General features: G+C 45.7%; 17 protein-coding genes. All 17 read right to left on the bottom strand.

Annotated features, from left to right (window positions below):
* Positions 1-50 precede the first annotated feature (50 nt).
* The 17 genes from VP97_RS03750 to VP97_RS03670 all read right to left on the bottom strand — a co-directional run bounded on the left by VP97_RS03750 (position 51) and on the right by VP97_RS03670 (position 18,384).
* Entirely contained in the window at positions 51-467 is a 417-nt protein-coding gene (locus VP97_RS03750; protein ID WP_050180342.1) for a universal stress protein, read from the bottom strand.
* A gap of 62 nt (positions 468-529) precedes the next feature.
* Complete coding sequence (locus VP97_RS03745) at positions 530-1,996, bottom strand: SulP family inorganic anion transporter (RefSeq protein WP_050180341.1); 1,467 nt, start codon at positions 1,994-1,996, stop codon at positions 530-532.
* 641 nt (positions 1,997-2,637) lie between these two features.
* On the bottom strand, positions 2,638-3,786 hold the full coding sequence (locus tag VP97_RS03740) for a mannitol-1-phosphate 5-dehydrogenase (protein WP_050180340.1): 1,149 nt from the start codon (positions 3,784-3,786) through the stop codon (positions 2,638-2,640).
* A 186-nt stretch (positions 3,787-3,972) separates the two neighbouring features.
* Entirely contained in the window at positions 3,973-5,484 is a 1,512-nt protein-coding gene (locus VP97_RS03735) for an MDR family MFS transporter (RefSeq protein ID WP_050180339.1), read from the bottom strand.
* 324 nt (positions 5,485-5,808) lie between these two features.
* Positions 5,809-6,120 carry an iron-sulfur cluster biosynthesis family protein gene (locus VP97_RS03730; protein ID WP_050180338.1) on the bottom strand — a complete coding sequence of 104 codons (312 nt, stop codon included), beginning with the start codon at positions 6,118-6,120 and terminating at the stop codon, positions 5,809-5,811.
* A gap of 70 nt (positions 6,121-6,190) precedes the next feature.
* Complete coding sequence (locus tag VP97_RS03725; RefSeq protein ID WP_050180337.1) at positions 6,191-7,252, bottom strand: DUF871 domain-containing protein; 1,062 nt, start codon at positions 7,250-7,252, stop codon at positions 6,191-6,193.
* A 54-nt stretch (positions 7,253-7,306) separates the two neighbouring features.
* Complete coding sequence (locus tag VP97_RS03720) at positions 7,307-8,668, bottom strand: PTS transporter subunit EIIC (protein WP_050180336.1); 1,362 nt, start codon at positions 8,666-8,668, stop codon at positions 7,307-7,309.
* 47 nt (positions 8,669-8,715) lie between these two features.
* Entirely contained in the window at positions 8,716-9,570 is an 855-nt protein-coding gene (locus VP97_RS03715) for a MurR/RpiR family transcriptional regulator (protein WP_050180335.1), read from the bottom strand.
* Positions 9,567-10,493, bottom strand: a complete 927-nt coding sequence (gene murQ / locus VP97_RS03710) for an N-acetylmuramic acid 6-phosphate etherase (protein ID WP_050180334.1) — start codon at positions 10,491-10,493, stop codon at positions 9,567-9,569. Before murQ ends, VP97_RS03715 begins: the two co-directional genes overlap by 4 nt.
* Positions 10,494-10,710: 217 nt before the next feature.
* Complete coding sequence (locus VP97_RS03705) at positions 10,711-11,565, bottom strand: Cof-type HAD-IIB family hydrolase (protein WP_050180333.1); 855 nt, start codon at positions 11,563-11,565, stop codon at positions 10,711-10,713.
* Positions 11,566-11,655: 90 nt separating this feature from the next.
* The gene (locus VP97_RS03700; RefSeq protein ID WP_050180332.1) at positions 11,656-11,922 is read right to left on the bottom strand and encodes a phosphocarrier protein HPr; all 267 of its coding nucleotides are present in this window, start codon (positions 11,920-11,922) and stop codon (positions 11,656-11,658) included.
* A 143-nt stretch (positions 11,923-12,065) separates the two neighbouring features.
* A complete protein-coding gene (locus tag VP97_RS03695; protein ID WP_156153403.1) occupies positions 12,066-12,689 on the bottom strand; it encodes a phosphoheptose isomerase family protein in 624 nt (207 codons plus the stop codon).
* A gap of 90 nt (positions 12,690-12,779) precedes the next feature.
* A complete protein-coding gene (locus VP97_RS03690) occupies positions 12,780-13,643 on the bottom strand; it encodes a MurR/RpiR family transcriptional regulator (protein ID WP_050180330.1) in 864 nt (287 codons plus the stop codon).
* Positions 13,644-13,772: 129 nt separating this feature from the next.
* Positions 13,773-14,282 (bottom strand): DUF3231 family protein, encoded by a 510-nt coding sequence (locus VP97_RS03685; RefSeq protein WP_050180329.1) that lies wholly within the window; start codon positions 14,280-14,282, stop codon positions 13,773-13,775.
* An 84-nt stretch (positions 14,283-14,366) separates the two neighbouring features.
* A complete protein-coding gene (locus VP97_RS03680; RefSeq protein WP_050180328.1) occupies positions 14,367-15,824 on the bottom strand; it encodes a CoA-acylating methylmalonate-semialdehyde dehydrogenase in 1,458 nt (485 codons plus the stop codon).
* 13 nt (positions 15,825-15,837) lie between these two features.
* Positions 15,838-17,181, bottom strand: a complete 1,344-nt coding sequence (locus VP97_RS03675) for a GntP family permease (RefSeq protein WP_050180327.1) — start codon at positions 17,179-17,181, stop codon at positions 15,838-15,840.
* A 21-nt stretch (positions 17,182-17,202) separates the two neighbouring features.
* Positions 17,203-18,384: an iron-containing alcohol dehydrogenase gene (locus VP97_RS03670; protein ID WP_172656733.1), complete on the bottom strand. Its 1,182-nt coding sequence runs from the start codon at positions 18,382-18,384 to the stop codon at positions 17,203-17,205.
* Positions 18,385-18,524: the final 140 nt, after the last annotated feature.

The raw sequence follows: 18,524 nt of genomic DNA, 5'->3' as shown, positions 1-18,524 counted from the left end.
CTTTTCTTTATTATAAAACAAAAGCCATTCTCAAAAGAGAATGGCTTTTGTTATTTCACAATTAAAACCGGGCAGTTTACCCGCTTCGCTACTTTATGGCTGACGCTGCCGAGCACCATTTCCTGCAGGCTGTTCAGGCCCCTGCTGCCAATTACCACGTAAGAAACGGCTTCCCTGTTTGCATAATCTACAATGGCCGGTCCCGGTATACCATGGAGCAGCTGGACCGAATAAGGAACGCCCGCTTCCTTCATTTTCTGCTCTGTACTTTGAAGCTGTTTTTTCCGTTTTTGTTCTCGTTCAATAGAGCCCACACTGTGGAGGACGTCTTTTTTCGACTGATCAAAGTCCACAACGAATGTGATCACAATTTCTTTATTTAATACTTTGGCAAGCTTAATCGCTTCCTCTGCTGCCCGCAGTGCATGATTCGATCCATCTGATGCCAGCAAAATACGGCCGCTCATCCAAATATCCCCCTTTGTTTAAGAAAAGCGCACTGCTTTTATACAGTACGCCCCTTTAAAAATTAATGTCCGGATAGTTTAGAGCCCTCTTTATCATGAACAGCCATTCGTTTCATCATAGAAGAGCTCGCTTCATTCAAGCCGGTTAGGACCGTTTGAATACCGCTATCACGATATTTCAATACAATTTTATCAACTGCTGCCACACCGGAATCATCCCAAATATGGGCCTCTGAAAAATCGATGTGTACATTCGTGACCCCTTCTGGCTGGTAATCAAAGTCATTGAGCAGATCGGTAACAGAGGCAAAAAAGATTTGTCCGGCTGCTTTGTAATATAGTGTATCACCTTTACGGGAAGAAGAGACCTCCACTTTGGAAATCTTCGCTGTAAAGAAAATGGCGCTCAGCAGGATGCCAGCGAAAACACCTTTTGATAAGTCATGCGTGATCAAAACAGTTACAACCGTCACGACCATTACGATACTGTCGGTAATGGGAATTTTCGTAAAGGCCTTAAAGGATGACCAGTCAAATGTGCCGATTGATACCATAATCATTACGCCAACAAGCGCTGCCATAGGAATTTTCACAACCAGGTCACCGAGCACTATAATTAAAAACAGCAAAAATGTTCCCGCCACAAAGGTCGACAACCGGCCACGGCCGCCGGATTTCACATTAATGACCGATTGTCCAATCATGGCACATCCAGCCATTCCTCCGAAAAAGCCGGTTACAATGTTTGCGATTCCCTGGCCGCGCGCTTCCCGGTTTTTATCACTTGTCGTATCCGTCATATCATCTACAATCGACGCGGTAAGCAGCGACTCTAACAAACCGACCATAGAGAGTGCTAAAGCCGTTGGGAAAATGATTGACAATGTCTCGAAATTCAATGGCACATCCGGAATAAAGAATGACGGCAAGGACTGGGTAATGTTTCCAAGATCACCAACCGTCCGCAAATCAAAACCGCCCACCACTGCCACAATGGTCATGACGACGATGGCGACAAGCGGAGAAGGAATGGATTTAACAAAACGCGGAAAAATGTAAATGATGGCAAGTGTTGCCGCTACAAATACATACATCGCCATTGAACTGCCGACAAAGTGGGGCAGCTGTGCCATAAAAATCAGAATCGACAGCGCATTAACGAAGCCAACCATAACCGAGCGCGGAATAAACTTCATAAAACGCGCCACATTCAGCCAGCCGAAGGTGATCTGCAGGATACCGGTTAAAATCGTCGTCGCGAATAAATACTGCAGCCCGTGATCTTTCACAAGTGTGACCATGACCAGCGCCATTGCACCAGTAGCAGCCGAAATCATCGCCGGGCGCCCGCCCATAAACGCAATCACAACCGCCATTGAAAACGATGCGTACAGACTTACCATCGGGTCTACTCCCGCAATAATCGCAAAAGCCAGAGCCTCTGGAATAAGCGCAAGCGCCACGACAATACCCGACAAAATATCACCGCCGACATTGCCGAACCATTCTTTTTTCAATTGTGTAAACATAAAAAAACACGTCACCTCTATTGCATTATTTTTTGACCCCCAACTCTCATGGAAGTCACTGCCCGTTTAAAGTTCTTTTATCATACCACGAAACAATTCGGTTGAAAATGTGCGGATTCTTACTGCTTAAACTAAAAAAGGGAGAACAAATCGGATTGTGTTCCCTTCCCTTACAGCGAGGTTTCTTTTTTATCCGGCTTGACCACCATTTTTCGATCCTTTTCTATTAAATCCAGTTTTGTCGCTACAAAAAAAGAAGCTGATCTATTCAGCTTCTTTCAGTGTGTAGACAAAGTCTTTCTTTTTCAAAAAAAGAGTCGATAAGTGAAGCCGGCCGGACTTCGCGTTCCACGGGCAGTGCGGGAGCTTCCTCGGCTTGCGCCTGCGGGATCTCCCGACTCACTGTACTTCCCGCAGGAGTCTACGTCCGGCAGGCTTCACCAAGTGTGTTGAAGATCAATCAGCCAGGGACCAGATAGAAATTTTCTCTTCTTTTAAAAAGAAAAAATACGACCTTATAGCCCTATACATTCTTGTTGCAAAAGCGGAGCTGCCTGGACGCCGCCGATCTATCCCATTCATGTGACGGTTATCAATCATTTGTCTACAGTCTGAAAGAAGCTGATCTATTCAGCTTCTTTTTATATTCCTTTTTTTTGAATCGATTCGTATTGCTCAATCACTTCCGCAAAAAGCGGATTTGATTCATTCAGCTGTGTGAACTTTCTCAGTGCAGAATGAACACCGTTGTGCTCAATTTCTCCCTGGACCTCCACTGCTTCCGGGTCCTGTGCGTAGTCATACAAAAGAGCAGCAGCGATACTTTTGGCCAGGTAAACAGGCGTCTTATCAAGAAGCTGCTCGTATTGCCTGGCCGGACTGACAAGGCGATCGTTTCCGCCAAGCTTTCTGATTGGTGCGCGGCCGACACGGGTAATATCATCCGTAATATGCGGGTTCGCAAACCGGCCGATAATTTTTTCAATATACCGGGTATGGTCTGCTTGATCAAACCCATATTTTGCGACCAAAAGTTGACCGGTTTCTCTTAATGTTTCTTTAAGTGCCTGTGATACCCCCTCCTTTTGAAGTGCTTCATCAATTGTTTGGGCGCCGGCCTGCCAGCCAAAATAAGCGGCCACTGCATGACCGGTATTGACAGTAAACAGCTTCCGTTCGATATACGGTTTTAAATCCGGAACCCAGGTAATACCGTTTACCGCCGGCTTGTCACCGACAACCTTCGACTCTTCTACTACCCACTCGTAAAACGGTTCAACGACGACCATCAATTTATCTTCATTCGACTGATTCGGCACAATCCGGTCAACCGCTGCATCCGGGAATCCAGCCCGGGATAAAATGGCATCGTGCTCATCCTGTGGTATTTTCTCGAGTACTTTTTCTTTTAACAGTGTGCTGCCGCCCACCATATTTTCACAGGCGATGATATTCACAGGTGAATCCCGCTTCCGCAGTCCTTCTGCTACAAGTTTTGCAATGTGGGGTAAAACAGCCGGCCCCACTGCAGCTGTCACAATATCCGCGGTCGCAATGGTTTCTATCACACGGTCAGCTTCTATAGAGCTGTTCAGCGCGCGAACATTTTTTACCACCAGCTCTTCCTGTGATTCATCCGCCAGAACTACCCGGTATTCCTTTCTTTCATTAAGCTGTTCAACCACTTCACTATTTACATCTACAAAGCATGTTTCATATCCTGACTGATACAAAAGGCTTCCAATAAAGCCCCTTCCTATATTTCCTGCACCAAAATGAACGGCCTGCATAATAGATCACCTCTTTACATATTTTCATCTTGTTTTTTACTGAAAAACGACCTTACGCTTTGATGCTATTCTTTTACATTATTTCCTTCTGCCTCTCTCTTAAACCCTTCCATCCTCTGTTCCGAAAGAAATACGTTTAAAAACTAAAAAAGAGCCGTTCCACCAATGAAAGGGGAACGACTTTTTTTATTCCATCACTTTTTTCTTTTCTACTTGTAACTGTTCATTTCCCATGTAAAAAACAGCGATAAACGCAATGGCAATTGGGATAAGCGACCATGAAAACGTCGCCGCAATCGAATGCGACATCGCATGAGCGATAATATCTAAAATATTCGCTGGAATTTGGGCGCGCTGATCCGATTGAAAAATAGTCTGAAGGTTATCCACGCCGAACGCACCTGTATTTTCACTTCCACCCAGCTTATCATCCAGCTCACTTGTTAACAGCTTCGTTTGAATCGACCCAAACACTGTAATTCCCAGCGCCAGCCCAAGTGAGCGAAAAAAAGAATTGGTTGCGTTCGCTGAGCCACGATGCCGGTAATCCATTTTGTGCACACTTGCGGATGGCAGCAGCGAAAAAGAAAAGCCAACGCCAAACCCAACAATCACCATGTAAATAGTCAGCAGCAAACGGCTTGTCTCAGGTGAAATCGTCGACATGAACGCCATGCCAATTGCATACGCAATCACAGAAATCCACATAATGCGGCGGTATGGCATTTTTGCCTGCATAATTCCGGCAAAAGCACTCCCTGCCACAGAGCCAAGCAGCATCGGCATTAAAATAATACCGGCATTGGTTGCTGAACCACCATACACGGCCTGTACAAAAATGGGAATGAAGATGGTCAGCCCAACAAACGTGGCACCGTATAAAAAAGCAAGCACCTGTGACGAAGCAAAAAGCCGGTTTCGAAACATCCAGAATGAAATAATTGGTTCTTCTGCTTTTGTTTCGGCCCATAAAAAAAGAAGGATAAAAACAGTAAACGAGCCAAACAACAAAATACTCTGCCACGAAGTCCAGGCAAATTCTTTCCCGCCAAGCTCCAGGGCAAACATCAAACTAACAACCGCGATCACAAGTGTAACCGCCCCTGTCCAGTCAATTTTTTGCTTTGTATGCTTTGGTGTTTCCTTGTAAAAGCGTAGAATTAAAAAAAGAGCGACCAGGCCAATAGGTATGTTCACGTAAAAAACCCAGTGCCAGCTGATTGTATCTGTAATAAATGCCCCGAGCAGCGGCCCTATCACACTTGATGCCCCGAATACCGCGCCAAGCATGCCCGTCATTTTCCCGCGCTTTTCAGGAGGAAATACGTCAAATACGATCGTAAACGCAATGGGCATTAATGCGCCGCCGCCAATGCCCTGAACAGCCCGGTACACGGCCAGCTGAGGAATCGACTGAGCAATGCCGCACAGGGCAGAGCCGATTAAAAAAACAAACAGGCCAAATATGAAAAACCTTTTTCTTCCATACATATCCGACAGCTTGCCGAAGATGGGCATGCCGGCCAGCACCGCTACAGCATACGCAGAGGTAATCCAAATATAGCTGTCCACGCCGCCTAAATCAGCCAGAATAGAGCCGAGCGCTGTCGCTACAATTGTATTGTCCATTGCAGCCATTAAAATCGCCAGAAGCAGCCCTGCCAGTACGAACCGCAAATGTGTTTGTTCCGTTGTCATTTTACTCTTCCTCTCTTTGTTTCACCTGCTTTTTAGTATAGCAACGAACGGACGGGACGAATATGAAAAAAGCGGCTGCCGGCAAAAAAGCCGGGGTTGTGACAGCGGTAAATTTCTTGTCAGATAATCTAACGAACTTGTTGTTCCGCTCTTCTTTTTTTCTTTATACTAAGGGTGTCATCTTTACAGAAGTATTGCCTCTAGGCAGAAAAAACAGCCGCTTAAAAAGCGGCGTTTTTTTATTATCTATGGATTTTTTACGTGACAACAGAGTCCCTGTACAATGCTTATCGTGGAGACAGAAGAAACAGCCCTTGCTGGTTCCTATGCCCGCTCTAATTTTAAGTTGTAGCGATATGTTTCTTCGGCTGATGTCAGCTTGTACCCCATCGCCGGGTTGAAATCGAGCGAGATCTGATCATGCAGATTTTCCTGGCTTTCTTTTGAAACAAGGAAAGGAATGCCTGAAACCGTAAATAAACCGTCTTCTTCTTTTTTACGGTCGATTCTTAGATGATATTCAGATGCGATCGAGCAGCTACCGATAAAAATAGATTCAATCCGCACCCCTTCATTTTCACCAAATTCGTGCTTCTGCAATTCTGCCGCCGCAGCTGGCTTTACATCAATGTTCATATCAATCACCTCATTGTTTCTTTTCCCCAAAAATTAAAGAAAAAATCATCGGCTGCCTGGCAATGACTGCTTATTCCTCCCAAAGAATGATAAACCGCCCGCCAGGCTCGATAAACGGAAGCAGCGGCAGGTCTTCTGCGACGATTCTTCCAATGACATTCACTTTTTCATCAGCCGGCAAATCCTTTAGTACAATCTGCATTTCTCCCGCATAGCGCAAGTACAGTCTGTTATCAACAGTAATAGACCCTCTCGGCCGCTCAACGGTATGAAAAGGCTCTATCGGTTTGTCTCCGGTTTGTGCAAACCCTCTTGATTCAATGGAACGAATACAATCTCTTGCCGGGTCCGGCCGATTCGTTTGCGTATGTTTATAAAGGGATGTATCTGCAAATGATTTTGCTCCTAACGGAATACATCTATTTTCCCCAAAGCGCTTAAACTGCCGGAATGCTTTATCTGAGAGATCAGGATCGCCAATCAGCACTTTTTGTGTATGCAAATTGCGCATTAACTCAAGCGCGGCTGAGAAGGGCGCGCTGTTCCGATGCTTTTCAAGTGTCGGCAGCCCTTGAAACAATGGGCCGCGCTTGTCGCGGTCTCCCGGAACAAAAGCCATTGTACGCAAGCCGAGCGATGCAAGCCACTCATTTTTTTCTCCTGCGTATGCTTCTCCAAGCCCCGTTTCTGGTCGTGGGTAAAAATTATGCCAAGCCTCGATCCTATGAATATCAGCTCCGGCCGCGAGAATCTCTTTGTATTCATATTCTGTTAATGTACTGGCATTGAGCGCCACCTTCATTACGCTGGAAAGAGCAGCAATCTGCTTCGCCGCTATGCCGTAGTCAACGCGAAGCCCGGTCACGCCCCATTCAGTCAATTCTTCGGCCCGGTCTATTGATAAGCCGATTTGTTCGAGCGACGCCGGTGAAACGTCCGCAAAAAGTTCCATTTCTGTTTCCTGTGCTATTTTTGCAAGCTGGCTAAACCGGCCGCGAAGAGCTGAAGTGTTATCCTCTGGAATATGAAGGGAAGTAAAAATCCAGCCGAAGCCGTGCTGCTTTGCTTTTTTTATATAGGCCCTTTGCTTTTCCCCTATGTCTTCACTTAAGTAAACAGAAATCCCAAACATACACATCCTCCTTACGTAAAAAGCGCAGAAAAGGATTCTGCTCCTGGTTTTTTATCAATCAAATTCTTTTGCCATTTCATCCTTAAATCCAAACAAATACGTACATGCAAATCCAGCTACATAGGCAATCACAAGGCCAGCTAAATAAAGCAGAATTTGATGCGGCAGAACAATGAACGAAAGCGGCAGTCCGGAAACCCCGATCGCACTTGTTGCTATATTAAAATAAGCTTGAAAGGCTCCCCCGACTCCTGCTCCGAGGCAGGCAGTTAGAAATGGGCGTCCAAGCGGCAGCGTCACACCGAAAATGAGGGGTTCACCGATCCCCAGCATACCAGACGGAAGAGATCCGCCAATCGCTCGTTTTAATCGCTTTTTCTTTGTTTTCATATAAATCGCAAAAGCAGCACCAACCTGTCCGGCGCCGCCCATTGCCAGAATCGGCAGAAGCGGATCATCACCAATAGAATTTAACAATTCAAGATGAATCGGTGTTAATCCCTGATGAAGCCCTGTAACTACAAGCGGCAGGAACGTTGCGCCAAGTACAAAGCCAGCGACAATGCCGCCAATATCCAGAACGGCAAGCAAACCGTTTGTAATCGCATCGGAAACAAAACCGCCAATAGGCATGAAGATAACATACGTAACGATACCGGTAATAAGCAAAGCAATCGTCGGAGTTACAATAATATCCAGTGACTGCGGCACCCCTTTTCGAATCCAGCGCTCTACATAAGCAATGAAAATGGCTGCAAACAGAATTCCAATCAAGCCGCCGCGTCCCGGCACGAGCGCTTCTCCAAACAACGTAATGCCGTCAATTGCCGGGTTAATAACCAGAATTCCAGCCAGTGCCCCCAGCGCAGGCGACCCGCCAAATTCCTTTGCCGCATTCAAGCCGACTAAAATGCCAAGATAGGCGAACAAGCCGCCACCAATCGCATTTAAAAGAAGAGCGGCTTGCGATTCAGCATCGAGCCAGCCTGCCTGGATAATGGCTTTAGATATCCCGGTAATCAGGCCGGAGGCGACCAGCGCCGGAATAAGAGGAATAAAGATGCTCGATATTTTACGCAAAAACAACTTAAAAGGCGTGGCGTTTTTTTTATTTAACTCTGATTTTGTGGCAGCGGCCCGGTCCTTCAGCATATTCCCGCCCGATGCATCTATTATTTTTCCGAATTCCTCGGCAACTTTATTGACTTTACCTGGCCCTAGAATGACTTGAACTGTTTCTTCCTCTACTACTCCGAAAACCCCTTCGATTTTCCTGATCGCCTCCGTATCTACACGTCCCCTGTTGACCGGTGTGACTCTAAGGCGCGTCATGCAATGGGTAAAAGACGCAACGTTCTCCGGACCACCGAAACAGTCTACAATTTGCTGCGCGATCATTTTATTTTCGTTTGACATCTCTCTTCACCCTTTCCCCCATATTTCAACCCTTTGTTCCAGCTCTTTTACTTTGATTCTTTTAAAAAGCGTATCGCTTCCCGTGAATGGTCAATATACTGCACGGTTTGATCAAATTCTTTTGTTGCCATCCCCATGAACAACACATCAATGATAAATAATTGCGCAAAACGCGAAGCGGTGGCCGCGCTTCTGAGCGGTGCTTCGCTCGATGCAGATGTAAACAAGTTCACTTCTGCAAGAGCTGCCACTGTAGATGACCCGTATTTCGTTAAGCTGATCGTTTTGATGCCTCTTTTCCGAGCGAGAGACAGGATTCGCACCACCTCCTGTGTTTCACCTGAAAATGAAATACCAAGCAGAACATCCTCTGCCTCTGCATTGGCAACGAGTGAAGCAACAAGGTATGTATCTGTAAAAGCGGTCGCATTTTTATGGATGCGTAAAAATTTCTGTTGAGCATCCATTGCAATTAAGCTCGAAGCACCAATCCCGAAACAGTGAATGGTTTTGGCCTTTGCCAGCACTTCGACTGCTGCTTCTATTTGTCCATAATCAAGCAATTCACTTGTATCACTTAAGCTTTGAATGCTGTTGCTGAGCGTTTTTTGCACGATGCCTTGGAGTGTTTCGCCGCTTTCGATATCCCGATAGCCGGCTTCCGGCACTTTTACCAAATCACCGGCTACCCTTACCTTCAGCTCCTGATACCCCTTCACACCCATTGATTTACACAAACGAATAACAGCTGCACTGCTTGAGCCGGCCATTTGGCTGATTTCTCCCGCGGTTGCATTCAGCAATTTTTCAGGGTTTTCTAAAATAAACTGAGCCACTTTTTTCTCTGAGGGTGGCAGCTGAGGCAAGATGCTCCGCAGCCGGTTCAATCCTCCGGCGTTCATCGACTGTTCTCCTCACGTTCCCTGCCCAGCTGAACGGCTTTTCTCACATAGCCTTTCGCTTCTGCCAGCAGCTTTTTTGCTTCCTCAAAAGATAGGCCGCACTGAAGCATAACAATTGCCGGTTTCACTTCGTTGCTGGCTGAATGAAGGGCTGCTTCCGCTTCCTTTTTCGAAACCCCTGTTACACGGACGATTGTATGAATGGCTCTTTGCTTTAGCTTCACGTTGCTCACATGAACATCGACCATTAAATTTTCAAATGCTTTACCCATTTTTAGCATTGATGCGGTTGAAATCATGTTTAAAATCATTTTTTGAGCTGTAGCCGCTTTCAATCTTGTTGAGCCTGTTAACACTTCTGGACCGACGACTACTTCAATTGGCTGGTCAGCGTAGGCACTGATTGGTGCATGATGGTTGCAGGAGATGGCAGCTGTTTTAGCCCCTATTTCTTGTGCATAAGCCAGGGCACCTTTTACATAAGGCGTCCTGCCACTTGCCGCTAAGCCAATAACAGTATCCTGTTCTGTCAGCCCCCGGCTTTCAAGATCTAGACGGCCAGCCGCCTCGTCATCCTCTGCTCCTTCAACGGCTTTTACAAATGCACGCTCTCCACCTGCGATCAGCCCCTGCACCATTTCGGGTGGTGTGCTGAAGGTCGGCGGGCATTCAACCGCATCCAGTACACCGAGCCGGCCGCTTGTTCCGGCACCCATATAAAAAAGCCGGCCACCGTTTTGAAACGAGTGAAGAACAAAGCTGACCACCTGCTCAATTTCAGGCAGCACTGCTTTAACGGCTTCCGCCACACGGTGATCCTCTTCATTCATAATGGTTAAAATATCCTTTGTATCGGCTGTATCAATTTGCATTGTGCGGTTGTTTCTCGACTCTGTCGTTAGCTGCATCAGCTTTTCATCCATCCAGATTCCCCCTCTTAGATGATAGGACTATTGTAATTGTACTGATTTTGTATTTCAACACTTTATAATAATTATGAAATAAAATTTTAAAAAAGACCTTGAAAATTTCCAGACTATAAACAAAATATTTTGATATGGACTGAGAAGAGGGCGAGCACCCAGCTTCCCCTATCAGCTCTTTTAAAAAAAGACTGACGACTTTGTCGACAGTCTCCAGCTACTTCATTAAAAAAGTGATCGCTTCTTCAATTCCATTTTCATTGTTTGAAGCTGTCACATGATGGGAAGCCGCTTTAACCAGCTCCGGTGCGTTCCCCATCGCAATGCTCATTCCAGCGCATTGAAACATGGAAATATCATTAAAATTATCACCGATAGCAGCCGTTTCGGCGATCGGTACGTTAAGCCGCGCAGCTAGCTTCTTTAGAGCAACGCCCTTCGCAGCACCACGAGGCGAAATTTCTAAATTGGCGTAATTAGAACTGCTAGCTGCTTCTACATCCGGAAGCGCAGCTTTGATTTTTTGTTCAATCGCTCGAAAATCGCCGTTTTCACTGAAAACAGCCATTTTTGAAATAGCCGGGTGATTCTCTATCCAACTTTTGATATCAGGTGTTACCCGGACCCGGCATTCCTCCAAATACATGTTCCGTCGTTCCACAATACCCCCTGTTTGAGCAAGAGGAAGAATATTTTGATCCACCCATATTTCATTCCAGCGGTTTTTTTCCGCCACAATCAGATCATTTCCTTCATATAAATGAACGCATATATGCTCCTCTTCACAAAAAGAAACAAACTGTTGTAAGCCTGTATGAGAGAATGTTTTTTGATCAAGCAATGTCCCCTTCTCGTCGTGAAGAACTGCCCCATTCAGTGAAATAATCGGTGTTTGAAGTCCAATTGTTTCGGCAATCCAGCGTGTAGCCAGCGGTGTTCGCCCACTGCAGATGACTACCTGGCCGCCTTGCTCTTCAAAAGCACGGATTGCACGAATTGACCGATCGTCAATTTCTTTTTCCTCATTTAAAAGTGTCCCATCTAAATCAATCGCAATAAGTGAGTACGCCATATAATCCCCCTCTATGCTTCCATTTTTATGTATGAAAAAACGGAAAGAAGGGATTCTTCTTTCCGTTTTAAGAGAAGCCTCAGGCAAAAATTATTCGCCAAGACCTTGTGTTTTAATTGTTTCGCTTACAGCTTCAATCGCTTGATCTTCATCAGATCCAGCAGCTGTTACTGTGATAGACGCCCCTTTAGGAATACCAAGAGACATAACGCCCATGATTGACTTTAGGTTTACTGTTTTGCCATTGTACTCAAGATTTACATCTGAGCTGAATTTTGAAGCTGTTTGAACAAGTACAGTAGCCGGACGAGCGTGGATACCTGTTTCATCTGTAATTGTGAATGTTTTTTGTGCCATGATAAGAAAACTCCTTTATCGTTAAGTTGTACGCTTTTCCTATTATAAAATAAACAGCACACAAATACCACTAAAGTGTTGTCGCATTTTAGCATAAAACAAAAAACCCTGCTGTTGCGCGATTAATCGCGGAAAACAGTGGGTTAAAAGGAAATTTCTTTTAACTCATAATGAAGAATGTAATTTGATACCGCACTGGAAACGAGGTGAATCAACAAGTTTTGCAGCCATGCGCGCTCGAAGGCTGTCAAATGTTCCGCTGCCTCCATCCTCACATTTATGTTGGCTGGTATCTCTTCTTCCGCATCTTCGCCAAGGAGAATACAAGCTGTCATAGCCCCACTTTTTCTCGCATATCTTATGCTGCTTTCCGAATAGACCTCAGCAGCGGCTGTGAAACAAATCACCATATCACGGGGCCCGACTTGAAGCTCATTAAGCTCTATTCGAGCCAGCAGCTCGCTTCCACCTGCTTTTAAACACTGTTTTTTTCCAGTACTGTCGTTTTGCAGACGCTTTGGCCCGTTTAAATCAGTTATATGAATGCGCTCAACTGCCCGAGGTGTAAGATAAATCAATCTTCCTTTGTTTTGAATCGTTTGAATGGCTGCGATCACTAGTTTATGAATCAAGCCCATTTCTTTTTCTAGCTTTTTTAAGAGATTAGAATCATTTAGTTCACCTGAGTGTAACAGCTCGTTGATATCACGTAAGCAATCAAGCGGATCTTCACAGGCCACTTTTTTAGCATCTTTTACAATTTGCACTTTTATCACTCATTTCTCTTCAAGCGTCTCACTTTCTATTATACGCTCAAGAAATAAAAATACAATTTTTTAAGTTGTTTTTATGAAATTTTATTTTTTGTATTTTTTTAATTTTGCAACCGCCTGTGATGCTTTTGTATACGGCTCCTCTACATAAGAACCAATTTGATGAAAAGCAGCTACATAAAGCGTATCAATAATGTTCAGTTGAACGGTTCTAGAGGCGATGCTTCCAATCCGGTTTTCATGCTCGACCATAGGGGTTCCAAGTGTAATATCCGCTTCTTTGTAAAGAGTTGATTTACCGACCGTTGTAATCGCTATAACCGTCGCGCCTCTTGATTTGGCGAAGCGGGCAAGCTCAATCACGTCTTTTGTTTTTCCTGACGTGCTGATCGCCATCAGTACGTCTCCTTTTTGCATATGGGCGGCCATTGAAAGTGAAAAATGAAAATCCGGCGTCATAACGGCATGAAAGCCGAGCTTCGCAAATTTATAGTGTCCGTCAACGGCAGCAGCAGCAGAGCCGCCTACTCCATAAAACAACATCATTTTTGACTGAAGGAGTGCCTGAACAGCTTTGGTAAGTTCCCGCTTATCCAGTGCTGAAAGAGCAGATTCAAGAGCTCCCTTGTTTACATGGGTTACTTTGTTAAACAGATCATATGGTGAGTCCTTCGATTGCAACAGAGAAAAGTCATTTACGCCAATGGATGTATTCGATAATTCTTTTACGAGTGTTAATTTAAACGTTTTGTAGCTTCCAATGCCAATTGTTTTGCAAAAACGAATAACCGTCGCTTCGCTGACTTCTGCTTTTTTCGATAAATCTCCTGTAGTCATGTTCGGTACAAGGTGAGCATTGTTTAAAATAAAAGACGCTACCTTTTGCTCTGCTGTACTCATTTCACTGCTTTGATGTTGTATTTTTTCCAGCATCGATGTTCCGCTCATTCGGCCCCTCCTGATTGTATTGTTTTTATCTTATCGGACAGGCTTAAAAAGCGTCAATCGGTGCCGGTGTAATTGGTTCTATTTTCCGCAAAAAAGCAGGGCTGTCTGGATAACAGCCCTGCTTTTCGACTACTCTTTTACCTGGTTCATATGAAGGGGCGGTACAACAAGCCAGCCTTTTTCTTTTAAAAGCCGCAAGTTGGTCTGGCCAAGCTTCGCTTTTGCTGTGTGAAACTCTGCAAACATCATTGCAATGTCTTCGCGGATACATTGCGCCATTGCCTGGCTGTGCGATACTAAGCCCATGCCGACATCTTTTCCAATCATCGTGGCAATTTCCGGATCCTGAATACGTGCGCCCGGCGGGATGCTTTCAAGATCCGCGTGTGGACGTTCTGGAGGTGCCGGCGGAATTGCTACGCCGTTTTCTCTTAAAATTTCATCTAAACCGGCTATTTCCGCCTGCGCCAGTGTGAAGCCTTCCTCAAGCACTTGCTTCAAATCCGTATCACCGGCATGGTTTAGCATCGTGCTGTAAAAAGCGGCTGCGCCTTTAGCAGTTAAGGAGCCTGCCCAGACGGCAGCTACTTCACCGTAATGCATCGGCTCGTCTTTTGGATTCCCACTTAAAATACCCATCATATCCCTCCAGGAAAAATAAATTGTCTGTGCTGGTTTTGCACATGATTAGTATTTTCCATGGAATAGTCAAATATGTGGCATTCAATTCACATAGCGTGCTGTAACCATTTTCTTGCGTGTAAAGAATTCAACCCCGTCTTTACCGTTCGCATGAAGATCGCCATAGAATGAATTTTTGTAGCCTGAGAATGGGAAGAAAGCCATTGGTGCCGGCACCCCAACATTAATACCAAGCATCCCTGCATCGATCGTTTCACGGAACTGGCGTACCGCTGCTGCACTGTCTGTGTACAGGCAGGCACCGTTCGCAAGGGTAGAAGCGTTCGCTGTCTCCACACCTTCTGCCAGGTCTTTTACGCGGACTACTGAAAGAACCGGTGCAAAGATTTCATCCTGCCAGATCGTCATCTCCTGTGTCACATTGTCAAAAATCGTCGCGCCAAGGAAGTAGCCGTCACCATTCGCGGCTTCATCTTCACGTCCGTCACGCACAAGTGTTGCCCCCTGCTCGATGCCGGCTTCAATGTAGCCGATTGTGCGCTGCTTCGCATTTTCGCGGATGATCGGGCCGAGGAATACGCCGTCATCTAAGCCGTTGCCAATTTGAATGTTATCCGCTGCTTCTTTTAGTTTGGCAATAAACTCATCAGCAATGCCCTCTTCTACTGCCACAACGGCTGCAGCCATGCAGCGCTCGCCCGCTGAACCGAAGGCTGCCGCTGTGACTTCTTTTGCGGCCAGGTCAAGGTTTGCATCAGCCAGCACAATCGAGTGGTTTTTCGCTCCGGCAAGCGCCTGTACGCGTTTCAAGTTCGCTGCCCCTGTTTTATATACGTATTCTGCCACTGGCTGTGAGCCGACAAAGGAAATGGCTTTTACTTCTGGATGCTCAAGCAGGCCATTTACGACGTCATGCGCTCCGTTTACGATGTTTAGTACGCCGTCTGGAAGGCCGGCCTCCTTGAATAGATCGACCAATTTCGCTGCCAAAAGCGGTGTGCGTTCAGACGGCTTCAGGACAAATGTGTTACCGCATGCAATCGCCAGTGGATACATCCAGCAAGGCACCATCATTGGGAAGTTGAATGGTGTGATACCGCCAACAACGCCTACTGGATAACGGTACATGCCTGATTCAATGTTTGTCGCGATATCTGGAAGCTGGCTGCCCATCATCAGTGTCGGTGCACCAGCTGCAAATTCTACGCATTCAATCCCGCGCTGCACTTCACCCATCGCTTCTGACAGGCTTTTACCGTTTTCAATCGTGATCAGCTTCGCCAGCTCTTCCCAGTTGTCTACAAGAAGCTGCTGGTATTTGAACAGAATGCGTGCACGCTTTGGAACGGCTGTCTGCGACCATGTTTTGAATGCTTCGCTTGCGGCCTGTACCGCACGGTCTACGTCTTCTTTTGTAGAAAGCGGCACCTGAGCGATTTCTTCGCCTGTTGCTGGGTTTACAACCGTCTCGGTCTGGCTCGACAGAGAATCCACCCATTCACCGTTTATATAATTTTGTAATTTTTTCACTTCTGTCATTTATAATTCCTCCTTAGAAAATTGAATACAAAATAACTGCTAATATTAAAACAAGCGTTGGCAGAACTACACTCAGAATAAAAATGGGCTTGTAAGACCTTTTATGTGTTTCTCCACAGATGGCCCGGATCGTTGTAACAACATAACCATTATGCGGCAGAGAATCCAGGCCGCCCGAAGCCAATGCTGAAATACGGTGCATTGCTCCCGGATCAAGCCCCTGTGCCATATAAATCGGCGATAAAATAGGAAGAGCAATACCAAGACCGCCTGATGCGGATCCTGTAATCCCGCAAATCAGCGTTACAGCAACGGCCAGGCCCATTAAAGGCGGGCCAGGTATATTAACAAGTGCATCGACTACTTTGTCAAAGGCAGATACTTGCGCCGCAACACTTCCGAAACCTACAACCGCACATGTATTAGCTGCTGCAATCAGGGCATCATGCGCTCCCTTCGCAAGTGCTTCCCATAAATCTTTTAAAAATTTTGCCATCAAAACACTCGCAAAAAAGATTCCACTCGACAAAGAAATAAGTGCTGCCGCTGTTGAAGAAGTAAAGTTTGCCGCTATGTTTAAAATAATGATCACGGCCGCAAGAGGAAATAAAGCAACCAAAAACGGCGGGACTTCACCACTCATTCTTTCTTCAAGTTCCTGCTCAGCTAAAGCAGTTGCTGCGACTTCCTCTCCCTCTTTTCGGCTTGCTTCCTCCGGCAAATAAAACACTTCACCGTTTGCAGATGCTTTTTTCACCATTCTTCCTAAATACCAGCCGCCGGCGGTCATAATAACAAGGGCCATTAATACACCAATCCAGCCACCTGCTGTTGGTTTTGTTCCGAAAAATTCAGTTGGAATTAAGTTTTGAATCTCGGGCGATCCGGGCGCTGTCATTGTAAAGGAAATAGATCCGAATACAAGAGCCGCGGGAATAAACCGGTGAGGCAAGTTAGCTAAGCGAAATAATGAAACTGCAATCGGATAAATAGAAAACCCGACAACAAACAAACTTACGCCGCCATATGTCATAATGGCTGCTGCAGCCACAACGGCTAATACAGCTCGCTCAGGGCCAAGCTTATTTTTTATCCATCGTGCAATGCTGTCGGCTGCACGCGTTTCCTGCATCACTTTGCCAAAAATTGCGCCAAGCAAAAAGATTAAAAACCAATTGGCAAAGTAGCTCGTAAACCCGCCCATGTAATGTTCCGTCAGCGCCGTCTCAAGGTTTATGCCGCCCGTTAAAGCAACTAAAATCGCACTAATAATCGCAGCGATAATAATATTGACGCCTCTCATTGTCAAAACAATTAGCACAATTAAAGAAACCAGCAACCCGAGCATCCCTAACATACAAACACCTCTCTGCTCTCTTTATAATGAAAATTGATATGAAAAGCACGTACGGTAAAGCTCTTGAATGCCTCTTTCATCCGGGACGCGCGGATTATTGCCCGGACTGCCGCTGTCCAGCGCATCAACCGCCATTTTTTCAATGACGCTTTCAAACCGGTTTTTATCGATTCCCCATCCTTGCAGATTCGGAATATCCAGTGAATCGCATAATTGCTTAACACGCTCAACTGTTAATTCTGCCGCTTCAACAGTTGTCATCTCAACTGCACTCTGGTCAAAAATAGCGGCAATGTGCGCCAGTCTTTCGGTACACGCTTCTTTACTGTATTCAAGCACTGCCGGCAGAAGCATTGCATTAGAAATACCATGCGGCACATGAAACAAAGCGCCGATGGGCCGTGACATGCCATGCACAAGACAAACCGATGCATTGGAAAAAGCAGCGCCTGCATACATGGAGCCGAGCGCCATCGCTTCACGCGCCTCGAGATCCGACCCATTTTGATAAGCTCTTTCAAGATTGGGAATGATTAATTTCATTGCTTCCAGCGCGTACATATCACTCATCGGATGTGCTTTTTTCGATATGTACGCTTCGATTGCATGTGTCAAGGCATCAACACCAGTCGCTGCCGTAATTTTCGGCGGTGACGACATTGAAAGAGAGGGGTCCACAAGTGCAACAGAAGGCATAAAAGCAGGCTGCTTAATCATCATTTTTACGTCGTTGGACGTATTGGTAATGACTGTTACATCTGTTGCCTCCGAACCGGTTCCCGCTGTAGTCGGTACGGCAATATGCGGAAGCGGTGCTTGATCAGCAATCTTGCTTGCGCCCCGGTACTCTCCAATATAGCCGCCGTTTTCTGCTAAAACAGCAACCGCTTTCGCTGTGTCAATACAACTGCCGCCGCCAAGCGAAACGATAACGTCACATGCTTCTTTTTCCAGCATTAGAAGGGCCTCTGCCACATATTGATCTGTTGGTTCTGATTCTACCCCCAGGAAGATAACGCTTTCAATACCAGCCTCTTTTAACTGCTTTCTGCATGTGTCAACATAGCCAAGTTTGTTCATTACTGCATCGCTGACAATCAGTGCTTTTTTTCCTCTCTGAGCGGCTTCTTTGCCGATTTGTTCAAAGGAGCCGCACCCATATATAGTTGTTTGCGGCATTTGAAATTTATTGTATTCGTTCACTTACTTCATCTCCTTGTCGCTTCTTAATTTATATAATGCAATAACCGTGCCAAACTAAAAAAAGCATTAAATCGACAATTCCCAAACAAAAAGTGTCGATTTAACGCTACATATGTAGTGGGAGTGTAGCGTAACCACTA

The sequence above is a fragment of the Domibacillus robiginosus genome, assembly GCF_000966195.1.
GTDB lineage: Bacteria > Bacillota > Bacilli > Bacillales > Domibacillaceae > Domibacillus > Domibacillus robiginosus.
Note: the sequence above shows the minus strand (reverse complement) of the source record. Positions and strands in the feature narration are given on the sequence as shown.